Source organism: Capnocytophaga sp. oral taxon 878, from assembly GCF_002999135.1.
Classification (GTDB): domain Bacteria; phylum Bacteroidota; class Bacteroidia; order Flavobacteriales; family Flavobacteriaceae; genus Capnocytophaga.
Window position 1 is genome coordinate 1,656,448 of the sequence record NZ_CP027229.1, and the last position, 15,201, is coordinate 1,671,648.

The 15,201-nt window shown below is 37.0% G+C and carries 7 protein-coding genes; all 7 read left to right on the forward strand.

The window, feature by feature from the left end:
• The first annotated feature begins 172 nt into the window (after nt 1–172).
• On the forward strand, nt 173–3,688 hold the full coding sequence (locus tag C4H12_RS07525) for a reprolysin-like metallopeptidase (RefSeq protein WP_254424730.1): 3,516 nt from the start codon (nt 173–175) through the stop codon (nt 3,686–3,688).
• A 10-nt stretch (nt 3,689–3,698) separates the two neighbouring features.
• The gene (gene ruvA, locus C4H12_RS07530; RefSeq protein ID WP_106098372.1) at nt 3,699–4,286 is read left to right on the forward strand and encodes a Holliday junction branch migration protein RuvA; all 588 of its coding nucleotides are present in this window, start codon (nt 3,699–3,701) and stop codon (nt 4,284–4,286) included.
• A 308-nt stretch (nt 4,287–4,594) separates the two neighbouring features.
• Nucleotides 4,595–11,683, forward strand: coding sequence for a cell surface protein SprA (gene sprA, locus C4H12_RS07535; RefSeq protein WP_371514455.1), 7,089 nt, complete (start codon nt 4,595–4,597; stop codon nt 11,681–11,683).
• Nucleotides 11,684–11,892: 209 nt separating this feature from the next.
• Complete coding sequence (locus C4H12_RS07540) at nt 11,893–12,510, forward strand: YigZ family protein (RefSeq protein WP_106098374.1); 618 nt, start codon at nt 11,893–11,895, stop codon at nt 12,508–12,510.
• Between the two features lie 12 nt (nt 12,511–12,522).
• Entirely contained in the window at nt 12,523–13,575 is a 1,053-nt protein-coding gene (locus C4H12_RS07545; RefSeq protein WP_106098375.1) for an ankyrin repeat domain-containing protein, read from the forward strand.
• 182 nt (nt 13,576–13,757) lie between these two features.
• Nucleotides 13,758–14,534 (forward strand): hypothetical protein, encoded by a 777-nt coding sequence (locus C4H12_RS07550; protein WP_129588219.1) that lies wholly within the window; start codon nt 13,758–13,760, stop codon nt 14,532–14,534.
• Nucleotides 14,535–14,562: 28 nt separating this feature from the next.
• On the forward strand, nt 14,563–15,174 hold the full coding sequence (locus C4H12_RS07555; protein ID WP_106098377.1) for an SMI1/KNR4 family protein: 612 nt from the start codon (nt 14,563–14,565) through the stop codon (nt 15,172–15,174).
• Nucleotides 15,175–15,201: the final 27 nt, after the last annotated feature.

Here is a 15,201-nt window from a genome sequence, read left to right on the forward strand (position 1 = left end):
AGATATCAGGCAGACTGATAAAACCTACAACAATAAAAAAAGAGTTTTTTTCGAGAAAAAAAAATAACAATATATTCAGAAGAAGAAAAGAGTGCTATATAGAGTAAATAATATAGAGAATTTTTGTTATGTAGTACGTTATTATAACCCACTAATAAAATAAATATAGTGGATGAAAAGGAAAATTAAGTTTATGAAGAATATCATTACAATAGGATTGTTAATAGGCTGTTTTTTGTTTGGGAAAGCACAGAACGAAGCAGACAAATGGCTAAAAGCAGTATCGGAACAACAAGGGATTACTATTGAATGGCAAGAGCGCCCTACTTCGTTGACAAAAGAGGGTGTTAAGAGTTTTGTAGGTTATTACAAAGGGAAGTTTGTAGCTTCCCTTTCCGTAGGAAAAACTGTTTCAGGACATTTTAATTACCAAGATGTCTCTTATGAAGTTACAGATAATAAAGGTGAATTAGTTTTTATTAAAAATGAAGAAGGTGTATGTGGCAATCAAGATAAAGAACCTCATAAGCATAGCAATCACGCAAGACCGGTTTTAGCTGCTGAAGAAATCCAACCAGAAATTGCTAATACCCAACTACTAAGGGTGTACAGATTGGCTATGCATATTCCTTACAGCACATTTAGTAAAGAGCATTTTGGTAATAAGATAGAAAAAGTAAGAACCTTTTGGGCGGATACTGAAGTCTTCCTTAACGAAATGTATTTGCGCGATTTGGGAGTGCGTTTTGAGGTAGTGAATGATGAACGTCTTATTATTAAAGATGAAAACCAAGAAACCTTTGCAAGCACTCGTAATGCTAGTTATGTAAAAGATAATTCTACTATCGTTATTAATAAACTTATAGGAGAGAACAGCTATGATGTGGGTATCTCTCTCGTATTTACTTCTTCTCAAAAAAGTGGCATCAGGGGATTGGCTTATCTTGAAGGGGTTTACCAATCTAATACCAAAGGAGATGCAGTAGCTGTACTTACTAAGCAGGTGATAGCCCACGAGATAGGACACTTATTCGGAGGTAGGCACACTTTTGGTAGTCATAAAGGCTCGACTGCCTATGATAGTGAAAAAACAGAACTTGGTAGCGGTACTTCGGTGATGAGCTATGGTAATCCTCGTGATTTTTTCTCGTTATCGAGCATAGAGCGCATACGCAAACGATTGACACAAGTACCCGCAAAAACCCAAGATAAGACTTTTGCTACTCAAGCTCCACGTATAGACCGGAGCAAGCTGAAAAGTCATTATACGATTCCGAAAGGTACTTTTTTTCAGTTTTATATCCCTGCTACTGACCCAGATAGCAACGTCTTACTATATACTGTAAATCAGCACGATGTACGACTGGGGGCAGAGACTCCTATAACACAATATGCTATTTATAAGCCTGCTATTGCCAACCCTGTTACTATTAAAACAGAGTATCACGAAAATTCTGGAAATACAGTAGCTAATAGCGGTTTAGCTCATCAGACTATAGGTACTTTTACCTTTTGGTTGGGGGTAAGTGATGCACAACCTCAGCAAGCTGCCGATTATATAGTGCAATATGATTTGGTAGAAACAAAGGTTACTGTAAAAGAGGGGACTCCTTTTGAAATTACCACTACCCCTAAAAACAAATACAAAGGTGGTGAGAAAATCTCGCTGCAATGGAATGTTGATGCTGCTATTTTTGCAGGTACAAAGGTGCGTGTGTTGCTGTCAGATGATTTAGGGAAAACGTTTAAGCATATTGTTTTAGCAGAAACGGCTAATGATGGTGCTGAAGAGATTACTTTGCCTAATATCAATACTTCAAAGGCAGTGCTAAAAGTAGAGGTAATAGAAGGGGTAGCGTTTGCTCTTACTAATTATCACCCTAAAAATGGAGGTTTTACTATCGAAAAAGATAACTCTTTGCCATCTGAACCATTAGTATGGGTAACTCTTCCTCAAAACCTTACTGTGGAGTGTGCTAAGGCTATACCAGCAATAGTAAGTCCTACAACTAAAGGAGGGTGCGCTACTGTTATGATTACTTATGATGAGAAGAAAGTGAATGAGGTATGCCTTAATAACTTTACTTTGGAGCGTACTTTTATTGCTTCTGACGGATGTACTACTCTTACTCATACTCAAATTATTAAGGTAGAAGATAAAACTCCTCCTACTTTTGTAGGTAACTTACCGCAAGATATTACAATTGAGGAAGGTACACCTACTCCTACCCTATCGGTTCTTACAGCTGCTGATAACTGCGGGGTGATAAGTGTTAGCTCTTCAACTCAGGAGGTAAAAAACAATGGTAAGGTAAGTAAGCTAATTTATAAATGGGTAGCTACTGATAGTTGTGGAAATAACTCTATACATATACAAACTATTAACATCCACCCTAAACCTATTTTGCCCCCTCTTTCTTGGGCAACTTTGCCTAGTAATATAACTATAGATTGTGCTAAGGATATACCTACAGTAGTAAACCCTTCTACACAAGGTGGCTGTGCTACAGTTATGATTACTTATAATGAAAAGAAAGTAAATGAAGTATGCCTTAATAACTTTACTTTAGAGCGTACTTTTATTGCTTCTGACGGATGTACTACTTTGACTCATACACAAAACATTAAAGTGGAAGATAAAATGCCTCCTACTTTTGTAGGTAGCTTACCACAAGATATTACAATTGAAGAAGGTACTCCTACACCTACCCTACTGGTACTTACTGCTACTGATAACTGTGGGATAGCAAGTGTTAGCTCTTCAACTCAGGAGGTAAAAAACAATGGTAAGGTAAGTAAGCTAATTTATAAATGGGTAGCTACAGATAATTGTGGAAATAGCTCTATATATACACAAACTATTAACATTCACCCTAAACCTATTTTTTCTCCTCTTTCTTGGTCAACTTTACCTACTAATATAACTATAGATTGTACTAAGGATATACCTGCAGTGGTAAGTCCTAGCACTCAAGGTGGATGCGCTACTATTGTGATAACTTATAATGAAAAGAAAGTAAATGAAGTATGCCTTAATAACTTTACTTTGGAACGTACTTTCATTGCTTCTGACGGATGTACAACTTTGACTCATTCACAAAATATTAAAGTGGAAGATAAAACACCTCCTACTTTTGTAGGTAGCTTACCACAAGATATTACAATTGAAGAGGGAAAAGCTATTCCTTTGCAAATAAGTATTACTGTGGAAGACACTTGTGAGGGACAACCTAAAGTTACTCGATCTGATAAAAAAGAATATACTATTGAAGGTAAGTTATCTAAAATTACCTACTTTTGGGTAGCTCGTGATATATGTGGAAATGAAAGGGTTCATACCCAAACCATTATCATTACACCAAAAACAATAGCACCTCCTACTAATCCTACAAAAAAAGAAGTAATAATTTACAATGCTATTTCTACTGAAAATGGCTCTGACAACTATTTCAAGGTAGAAAATACTGATGAAGGCAAACCTATTAGCTTACTTGTATTTGACGAAATGGGACTTAAAGTATATGAAAACAACCTTTATGGTGATAAAAACGACTATTTTAGAGGGTTTGCAAATGTAAAAGGCTTCATAAATCATAACAAACGATTGGTGGGAACGTATTTTTATATAGTTACTTACTATAGTAACGGACAACTGCAAGTAAAAAAAGGATTTTTATATGTAAAATAAAAGAATTATTATGATTACTCATTTACAAGGAAAACTAGTAGAGAAAAAACCTACTTATGTAGTGATTGACTGCCAAGGTGTAGGGTATTTTGTTAATATTAGTCTGAATACCTATTCTGCTTTGCCGGAGGAAGAAACTATCAAACTCTATACTTATTTGCAAATTAAAGAAGATGCTCATACATTATATGGCTTTATTAGTAAAGCTGAACGTGAGGTATTTGTCTTATTACTTTCTGTTTCAGGTGTGGGAGCAAATACAGCACGTACTATGCTCTCAGCACTTACCGCAACTCAAATACGTAGTGCTATTATAAATAGTGAAGTAGCTATCATCCAGGCTGTAAAGGGTATTGGAACTAAAACATCTCAAAGAATTGTGCTTGACCTGAAAGACAAGATGATGAAACTACAAGACTTTGTTGATGAACCTATCAGTATAATGAGTAGTCATAAAGAGGAAGCTCTTGCCGCCTTAGAAGTACTTGGCTTTGTTCGGAAGCAAGCTGAAAAAATAATTGACAAAATTATTAAAACTACTTCTACAGAGTTTCCTGTAGAAGAACTCATCAAACAAGCCCTTAAAATGATGACTTAAAAAAAATTTATGAATTGAAATACTCAGGTCAAATATATCTAAAATTTTTATTATACTTATCTTGGAGGAAGATATTGGACGCTAAGTAAGAAAGTATTCAAGCTGACTCAACTTAAGTATGTAAGGCATAGTATCTAAAAAAACACCTAATTTTTTTTGTTTTTATATCATTAACAAAAAATTTTAACTATACATTCTTCAATTACTCTCTTTTTGTAAGTAATTTTGTATGTTTACTGTAATTTAAAAAATATTTGTAACTTTGCACCAAATTATTACATTACCTATAATGTATCATACTTATTAATATGAGGCAATACTTACCCCTTCTTATACTACTCTTTTCTAGTATTTTAACTACTCAAGCTCAAGTAACTCCTACCATTCAAAGTACTCAAACAGAAACTATTGTACGTAATGGTATTGGACAGATAGGGTTGGCACAACCTGAATCAATAGTTCATAAGTACACTTATAACCCTACCTTAGACAGGTACGTATATACCGAGAAATTAGGTAAATACGATCTTGCTACACCTCTATTTCTGACTGTTGAAGAATATGAGAAACTAGTGTTGCGTGATCGTTCAAAAGCTTACTATAAAGATAAACTTGATGCTCTTGGTGACACTCAAAGTGATACTACTGAAAAGAAAAAGGCACGTCGGGATCTACTACCTGACCTATATGTAAATTCTGATTTCTTCGAGAGTATTTTTGGAGGACGCAATATAGAGTTTACTCCCACTGGAAGTGTAGGAGTTGATTTGGGATTGCGTTACAGCCGTAATGATAACCCTGTTGTAAGTCCTCGTTACCGTAGTTCATTGGGGTTAGATTTTGAACAACGAATTAGCTTAGGACTTACCGGTAAGATAGGTACTCGAGTAAACCTTAATGCTCAGTATGACACTCAAGCTTCCTTTGATTTTCAAAATGTATTCAAGTTAGAATATGCTCCTGATGAAGATGATATAGTACAAAAAATAGAATTAGGAAACATCTCAATGCCTATTTCTAATTCACTTATTACAGGCTCACAAAGCCTTTTTGGTGTAAAAACAGAACTTAAGTTTGGACGTACTACTATCACAGGAGTATTTTCTGAACAAAAATCGGAGCGGAAAACTGTAAGTGCTCAAGGAGGTGGTACTATTACTGAATTTGAATTTTCAGCCCTTGATTACGACGAAAACCGCAACTTCTTTTTAGCTCAATTCTTCCGAGACAACTATGATCGCGCTTTAGAAAATTACCCATTTATCAATAGTAAAGTACAAATTACCCGCTTAGAGGTTTGGGTTACCAATCGTAATAGCCGTATGGGGAACATTCGTAATATTTTAGCTTTACAAGATTTAGGGGAGCCTCGAATGGAAAACACTCGCTTGAGTGATAAAGCCGGGGCAGGATTTTTCAATGGCACTACCAATAATATGCCTTCTAACCGAGCTAATAAATACGATCCTACAGGGGTAGGAACCACCTCATCTGGTACTACTAACACAGTACTTACTTCGGCAATTCGTGATGTAGCCACTGTACAACAAGGTTTTGGTACTAATAGTTCATACGTGAGTCAGGGGTATGACTATGCTGTTATTGAGAATGCTCGAAAATTAGAAGAAGGTGTTGATTATAAAGTAGACACCAAGCTCGGTTTTATCTCACTAAATACGGCCCTAAGTGCTGATGAAGTATTAGCTGTAGCTTATCAATATACCTATGGTAGCCAAGTCTATCAAGTAGGAGAGTTTGCTAATGATGGTATCTCGGCTACTACCTACAATAATAGTTTTTATGGAGGTAACAATGCTATAACTAACAACCTTTTGGTGTTGAAAATGCTTAAAAGTAACCGTCTGAATGTAAATGATCCTATTTGGGACTTAATGATGAAAAACGTTTATTCAGTAGGCTCTGCACGCCTTTCAGCAGATGATTTCCGTATGAATATCTACTATTCTAACCCCTCTCCTATTAATTACATTGAAAAGGTAGATAATACAGGATGGCCTTCAGGGTTGGAAGATCGCATTCTGCTCAACCTCTTTAATTTTGACCGCCTTAATAAATATAACGACCCACAACCAGGAGGTGATGGTTTTTTTGATTATCTACCTGGTATTACTATTGATGAACAATATGGAAAAATCTTCTTTACTAAAGTAGAGCCTTTTGGAAAATTCTTACATACAACCTTAGGAGGTGGTACTTACAAAGATCCCGCTACTTATAACAATAATCAAAAGAAATACGTATACAACTCACTCTACCGAAATACAAAAACTCAAGCTCAAATGGATGGCGATAAAAACAAGTTTGTAATGAAAGGCCGTTACAAAGCTTCTAGCCGTAGAGGTATTTCATTAGGAGCTTTTAATGTGCCAAGAGGTTCAGTAACTGTTAGTGCCGGAGGGCGTATATTGGTAGAAGGTCTTGATTATTTAGTGGATTACCAATCAGGTACAGTTGAGATTATCAATCCAAGTGTTGAAGCAAGTAATCTACCGATACAAGTATCATTGGAGAATAACCTTATTTTTGGTGGACAAACAACACGTTTTATGGGAGTAAATGTAGAACATAAATTCAGTGATAAATTTATTATAAATGGAGCTGTTGTAAATTTACGTGAACGCCCTTTTACTCAAAAAACAAGTTATGGACAGGAGAGTGTGAATAATACTATTTTTGGTGTTGGTGCTTCATATTCTACTGAACTACCTTTTCTTACCCGCTGGGTGAATCGTATTCCAACTATAAAAAGTGATGCCCCTTCGAACTTATCAGTACGAGGTGAATTTGCCTATCTTATGGCAGGTACTCCTAAAGCAGATGATTTTGATGGAGAAACAACTGTATATTTAGATGACTTTGAAGCTTCACAAGCTACTATTGATATGCGCTCTCCTTTAGCTTGGAAATTAGCTAGTACTCCATTAGAGTTTGGCCAAGGAAGTGGTACTTCTTCTCGTACCCTTTACGGTAATGACCCCACTGACAACAATAACTTACGTAACGGTTATGGACGTGCTAAAATGGCATGGTATACAATCGATCCAGTGTTTTATTCGACTCAAAAACCATCGGATGTAGGTTCTAATGAAATTTCTAAGAATAGTACACGTCGTATCTTCATTGAAGAAATTTTTCCTCAACAACAATTAGCTCAAGGACAATCACTTGTACAAAGTACCTTAGATTTAGCTTATTACCCTAATGTAAAAGGTCCTTATAATAATAGCCCTTCTTTTAATACTGAAAATAAATGGGCAGGTATTATGCGTAGTATGAGCTATTCTGACTTTCAAGAAAGTAATATTGAGTTCTTGCAATTTTGGGTAATGGATCCATACTATTCGGGTGAATATAGTGGTACTGGTGAGTTAGTTTTTAACTTAGGGAATATCTCAGAAGATGTACTTAAAGACGGGCGGAAACAATACGAAAATGGCTTACCGGGACTTTCATCTACAGCTAGTACTAATCAAACAACTTGGGGTAAAGTACCTGCTGCTCAATCATTAGTATATGCTTTTGATGAGAGTTCGGATAACCGCAACTTACAAGATATAGGACTTGATGGTATGAGCGATGCTGATGAACGCAATATTTACACTAACAATCTTAGCGTTTCACCTAATGACCCAGCTATGGATAACTATGAATACTTCTTAGCACGCAGCGGAGGTATTTTAAATCGTTATTACAACTACAACGGGACTCAAGGTAACTCGCCTATAAGTACAAGTGATAATAACCGAGGCTCCACTACCCTACCTGATATTGAAGATATCAATGGTGATTATACAATGAATACTACTAATAATTACTTGGAGTATCGTGTTCGTATACACCCTAATATCAGTACTGCTGATCCTTATGTAAATGATATTCGTAATGTATCAGTTGAGGCACCTAATGGGCAGCAAGTAGCTACCCGCTGGATACAGTTTAAAATACCTATTGCTAATGGAGCTTTATGGCGTGAAGGCTATAAATTCCCTGTGGGTACTGTTACCGATACCAAAGACCAGATAAGTATCATTAACTCAATGACACATATGCGTATGTACCTAACAGGATTCCCTCAAGAAATGCTGTTACGTTTTGGTACACTTGATCTTATCCGTGGTGACTGGCGTTACTATAACTACCCTCTTAATAACATCGTAGGAACAAGTTCTAATACCACAGTTGAAATCAACTCAGTAAACCTTATTGAGAATGAAAACCGCCAACCTATACCTTATCGTATGCCTCCAGGAGTAAATCGGGAGCGTATTAATACTAATAATACTTTAGTGGAACAAAATGAGCAAGCCTTATCATATATAGTGCGTAACTTAAGAGATAAAGATAGTCGTGCTGTGTACAAAGCTTTGCGTTTTGACCTGCGACAATACAAGTATATTAAAATGTTTGTACACGCTGAAGCCTATAAAAACAATGCTTTGAACGATAACCAAGCTGTAGCTTTTATTAGAGTAGGTACAGACTTTAATGAGAATTACTATCAGGTGGAAATACCTTTACAAGTAACTCCTGCTGGTACCTCTGCTGACTATTTGATTTGGCCTAAAGTTAATGAGCTAAGCATTCCAATGGAGGTACTTACCAAACTTAAGGCTATTAAACTTCGTAGCTCAGACCCTTTAAATGAAGAGAGTTATTACGATGAGAATTTCAACCTGATAACTAACCCAAATAATACCCCTCATCAACAGGGGCAAAATCGTTATGCTATTAAAGGAAATCCTTCCTTAGGTAGTGTACGTGCTATAATGTTAGGTATTAAAAATGCATCGGGGCATGACCTTAGTGGAGAATTCTGGTTTAACGAGCTACGTGTGGCTGAGTTAGAAAATCATGGTGGTTGGGCTGCAGTAGGCTCTTTAGATGCTAATGCTTCTGAACTATTGAACATCTCGGCTACAGGACGTATGCACACTGTAGGTTTTGGAGCTGTAGACCAAGCTCCTAACCAACGTGCTTTGGAAAGTACACAAGAATACGATGTGATGATGAACATCAATGCAGGCAAATTGTTACCTCCAAAATGGAATGTGCAAATACCTGTAGGCTTAAATCACTCACAAAAACGTTCTACCCCTGAATATGACCCTGTATATCAAGATATCAAACTTGATAACCGACTTGGCGTAGCCCAAACAGCACAAGAACGTGAAACTATTCGGGAACAGGCTGAAGACTACACCCTAAGGCGTGGTATTAACCTCATTGGGGTGAAGAAGAATCTTTCGGAAGGGCAGAAAAACAGAATTTACAATATTGAAAACTTTACTTTTAACTATGCTTATAACGAAAAAAGCCATAGAGATTATGAATTAAAGTATGAAGATGAGCAGCAAGTACGTGCTGGCTTTATGTATAACTATACTTTTAAACCTGCTACAGTAGAGCCTTTTAAAAAGATAACTAAATTCTCGGGTAAGCGCTATTGGCAATGGCTTAGTGACCTAAACTTAAACATCTTGCCTACTAGCATTATGTTCACTACTGACTTAAATAGAACCTTTACTAAACAGCTGTTCCGTGATGTACATTTTGAAGGAGTAAATACAAGTCAGCAAAAAGCTTTGCCAGAGCTGCAACAGCGTAATTACCTAATGAACTACCAATATGCTATTAACTATAACCTTACCAAGTCATTGCGCTTGAATTTCAATGCTACTAATAACAGTATCATACGTAACTACTATGTGTATGATGCTAATGGAGATATTGCTGGCGTACAAAAAGATGTAAACCTATGGACTGACTTTTGGGATTTAGGTACTCCTGATCACTTTTTCTCTAAATTCCAACTAAATTATGACTTGCCATTTAACAAGTTCCCTTACTTTGAGTTTATCCGTGCTAATTACACCTATTCTGGAGATTTTGATTACCAACGAGGCTCACAAACCCTCTTGCAGTTAGCACACCAAGATATTAACACACTGCAAAATGGTAATACTCATAACCTTACTGCTAACTTTACTTTCGACCAGCTGTATCGTTATTTGGGTGTGAAACCTACCCCTCGTGGTGAGAAAACAAGTATAGCTAAATCTATTGCTACTATGCTTAAAACAGCAGCTGTGAACTACTCGGTTACTAATGCACGTACCTTGCCAGGTTATACCCAACGGATAGGTTTCTTGGGCACCCTTAAACCTTCATTTGGCTTTATGTTTGGTGACCAAACCGATTTGCGTTATGAAATGGCAAAACGTGGACAGCTTACTGAATTTGCTGATTTTAATGACCAATACATCAGTTCTAAAGAGAAACAGCTACTAATTACTGCAAACTTACAGCCTATTCCTGATTTGCAAATCAACCTAAAAGGTAATAGGCAATATACAGAAAACTATACAGAAACCTTTGAGATTCGCAACTTTGTATACAACAAGTTGGTAGGAAATCAGGTAGGTAGCTTTAATATTTCGACTAACCTTATGGCTACTACCTTTAATAAGATTGATGAGTACAACTCGGCTACTTTTGAAACTTTCAAGAATAACCGTATGACTATAGCCCGCCGCTTGGCTGAAGCTCGTGGTTTAAATCCTGCTGATGTAGATGCTGAAGGTTTCCCTAAAGGGTATAGCAAAAAGAGCCAAGCGGTAATGATTCCTGCTTTCTTTGCTGCCTATTCAGGTAGTAGTGCTAGTGGTGTATCACTTAATGCTTTTAAAAACATTCCTATTCCTGAATGGAATGTGCGCTATACAGGCTTAATGCGTTTAGATTTCATCAAGAATACTTTTAAACGCTTTTCATTGGCACACGGTTATCGTGCGAGCTACTCACTAAGCGAGTTCCGCACTAACTTAGAGTATGAGGCTGCTAATCCTAACAAAACCAATGTTGCTGGAGACTTTCTGAATGATAAACTCTATTCGACTGTTACTCTTGCTGAGCAGTTCAACCCTCTGCTACGTGCTGATATGGAGCTTAAAAACTCAATGAGCTTATTGGTTGAATTTAACAGAGATCGTACTATATCTATCAGTTTAGATAATGATTATCTTACTGAAATACTGCGCCGAGAATACAAATTTGGGGCGGGGTACCGCTTTAAAGATTTGAGTTTTATTACTAGCTTAGGAGGTACACCTACCACTATTAAAAGTGATTTGGTACTAAAAGGAACTCTTTCATACCTAAAAGAATTTACTGTAATACGCAATATGGAGATTTTCAATAACCAAGTAACTGCAGGGCAAACTTCATGGCTTGGTAACTTTACTGCCGAATACGCTTTAAGCAGAAACTTATTGGCATCATATTATTTGCAGTACAACTTCTCTAAATCAGCTATTTCAACGGCTTTCCCTATGACAACTTTCCGTACTGGCTTATCAGTGAAATACACTTTTCAGTAATTAGTAAAATTAGCAAACTTGGTGGTTTCCCAATATGTCAAAGAACGTACTAAGTTCTGCAAAACTTTCTGGGTGCAAAATTCTAACATTGCTGCAAAGTATGCAAACAGTTGTTCCAACATATTACAAGTTTGTAAACTTTAAAACACCTAAATAACTAATTATTAGCAGCTATGATAGCTTACAACTAAAAATACTAACAAGTAAATTTGGATACTTACAAAACTATAGCAGCTTCTGTAGAAGAAGTGATTTTTAAGGAAAAAAGTAGCAAGTTTTTGGGCTATGCTTTCCACGTTACTTCTGAAGAAGAGATTAAAGCCAACTTAGAGGCGGTAAAAAGAGCTCATTTTTCAGCACGCCATTGGTGCTATGCTTGGCAATTAGGCTACGGCAGCCAGCAACGCTATCGTGCTAATGATGATGGTGAGCCTAACAACACTGCTGGTATACCCATCCACGGGCAAATACTATCGTTTGGACTTACCAATGTACTTGTGATTGTGGTACGCTATTTTGGAGGTATTAAGTTAGGGGTGGGTGGATTGGTACAAGCCTATAAAACTACTGCCCAGCTTACCCTACAAGAAGTTGAAATTGTAGAAAAACTAATTACTGAAGAGCTCATTATTCGTTTTGAATACCCACTAATGAACAAAGTAATGCGTGTGGTAAAAGAACAGAGCCTAACTGTAAGTAGGCAGGAGCTTACTGAAAACTGCACCTTATACCTCTCCATCCGCCAGTCTGACTACCTAAAAGCTAAAGAGATATTTGAGAATATTTTTGGGGTGGTAGTTGTTAATAATGAATCTTCTGAATCTTAAAACTTAATTACTATGGCAAAGAAAAAGAAAACCCTACCAGCAAACTTCAACGAACTGATAGAAGCCAAAGATTTAGACGCACTTAAAGCTGTTTTCAACGAATGTGAACTAAACGCTTACGACCGTCGTACATTCAAGACCCCTGCGCTCTCTTTTTATAAGATTCCGTTAGAGTTAATGGATTGGCTTATCACCCAAGGGGCTGACATCAATGCAAGAGATGAATACGAGCGCACTCCGCTACACTATCACGCTCAGGTGAATAATGTAGAAAAAGTAGCACTTCTATTGGAAAGAGGAGCTGATATAGAGGCGCAAGATAAATATAAAAATACTCCTTTGCACTTTGCGGAGTACAATGCCGAAGTAGCCCAGTTACTCATTGAAAAAGGTGCTGATATCAAAGCAAAAGACAATAGGGGACATAATGTAATGGAGCGTCTGCTTTCTAGATTATATAGCGGTTATATCGAGAGAGCAGTCAAAGCCGCTGAGATCTATCTGAAAGCAGGACTAAAACCCACTAAGTATGCCAAAGAACAAGTGACTCGTGTAGGCGAGGACTTTGAATTTCACCGTGAGGATTCCGATACTGAATGGGTGGAAAAAAGGGAGGAGGCTTTACAACAACTATATAAACTCTTTGATGTGCCTCCTGTGCCACGCCGTATACAACACGATGGCAAATCGCCTATTGTACTCACTGGCGATACTTGGGAAAAACGCTACGAACAGGCGTGGGAACTTTTGGTGCCGAGTAGAGATAAGGCTTCCACAATGCAAGGCGAGGTAGTGCGTATAGCAGGTAAAGTGAATGATGAACTTCTGCGAAATGCTATGGGCAACTGGGATAGGGAATACCGTAAGATGCTCACTGCTATTAGTGGTTATCTGCAACAAGGTAATCCTCTCTCGGAGAGTGAACTCGCCGAAGTATCCGATATTCAAAAACATATCTTGGAAGACAATGGCACTGGCACCCAACGCCTATGCGAATTGGTGACAGCTTGGGTCGTACAGAATCCTCAGCCTATTGCCTTAGGCAAAGTGAATTATAAGTATTAGGGGTCAGGTATCAGGGGTCAGGCATTAGGCATTAGTTGTCAGGGGATAGCCATCCGATTTGTCTGCCTCGTCTGATGTCTATTATTAACAAGATTTTTTAATTTAAAAGTGCAAGGAGATTATACTTATTATCTGCTTTCAGCAATAAAAGCCCCTCATAGGTGTAAATAAGATTTATAATAATGAGTTCCATAAGGAAAAAGGATCCTAAAAATCAATTCATTTTTGCATCAAAACTACTGAAAATAGCGCATATACTTTTAATTACAGCAGTAATTTTCAATATATCATACGTTTTATTGAAGAAGCCTTTACCTGCTTTTGGTGATGAGTTTATAAACAAGGTGATTGGCTTATTCTTGCCATTACTCTTTTTCATTTTATTGTACTTATTTGTTTATTTATGGACACTTAGTAGGCATATAGCCTATAATCAATATGCAAAAGGCGAGCTACCTCCTATTAGAGTTAAAGCACTGAATGACAAACTTAATCAGGTTTTACTACTTATTTCCTCTTGTACTTTTTTTGTGTGGATGTTGTGGAATGTAGTAGAAAAAATTATAGAGCAGCAGAATGGAGAAAATAGTTCTTTTGTAGAGTATTTAGAAATAGCTGTTTTAGTGGCTATTATAGTAGCTTTTATCTATGATTTTATAAGGAATTATAGAGGTACTTTCTACGCTTTAGAAATACGAAATGAGTCGGTTTATATTTTTTACAAAGAAGCACTTACCGATACTATCCCCTTACATCGTATTCACCATATCCATTTTTTTGCTACTAAAGAAGGAAAATCAATGAGGATACACCCTCGTATGCAGGTTTATACCACGAAGAAAGATCATATATTGCACATAAAACTGAATATTGACAGCTACCATTTATTAAAAACTTTTTTCTCACGAAATCGGGTAAAAATAATAGATGAATATAGTTCTAAATCTAAAAATAAATAGAGAGTATAAATGAAATAAATTTAACATTATGACCTTAGTAGAACAATACCTTGAAGGCTTGAAACAAGCTTATATTGATAACGGCGGAGAAGAAGCGTGGCAAAACCTTATGGATACAGCTCACGGTGCTACCGATGCCGATTTGCAAGCCCTCCGCAATCGTTATCCACAAGTGCCAGAGAGTTTGCTGGACTTACTCCGCCATATTGACGGCACTTATTGGCGTGACTATGAAAAAGGCACGGTGAGCGACCTTATTTTAGGAGCAGATGAGGAGATGGGGGATTATCCTTATTATTTGCTTTCGGCTAAGCAGATTGTAGCAACTCAAAATGAAGCCTTTGATTTTTATGCTGATTACATTAATCGAGAGTATGAAGAGGTAGAGATAGACAATCGCATTACGAGTGATGCTTCACAACTTCATAATTGGTTGCATTTTTCGGATTGTATGAACAATGGAGGTACCTCACAGCTTTTTATAGACTTTTCGCCTTCTGCTACAGGCAAAGTAGGGCAAGTAGTGCGATTCCTTCATGACCCCGATGAAATGGTAGTCATTGCCGACAGCTTTGACGATTACCTGAAAATGCTTATGAAAAATGGCTATTGCTTTGTAGATGAAATGAATTTTGAGTAATAAAATGAAAAACCTCAATATCTAAAT

What these genes read in the sequence shown, in the direction of transcription:
- C4H12_RS07525 (WP_254424730.1), top strand. Translation starts at nt 173, where the DNA reads ATGAAAAGGAAAATTAAGTTTATGAAGAATATCATTACAATAGGATTG.
- ruvA (WP_106098372.1), top strand. Translation starts at nt 3,699, where the DNA reads ATGATTACTCATTTACAAGGAAAACTAGTAGAGAAAAAACCTACTTAT.
- sprA (WP_371514455.1), top strand. Translation starts at nt 4,595, where the DNA reads ATGAGGCAATACTTACCCCTTCTTATACTACTCTTTTCTAGTATTTTA.
- C4H12_RS07545 (WP_106098375.1), top strand. Translation starts at nt 12,523, where the DNA reads ATGGCAAAGAAAAAGAAAACCCTACCAGCAAACTTCAACGAACTGATA.
- C4H12_RS07550 (WP_129588219.1), top strand. Translation starts at nt 13,758, where the DNA reads ATGAGTTCCATAAGGAAAAAGGATCCTAAAAATCAATTCATTTTTGCA.
- C4H12_RS07555 (WP_106098377.1), top strand. Translation starts at nt 14,563, where the DNA reads ATGACCTTAGTAGAACAATACCTTGAAGGCTTGAAACAAGCTTATATT.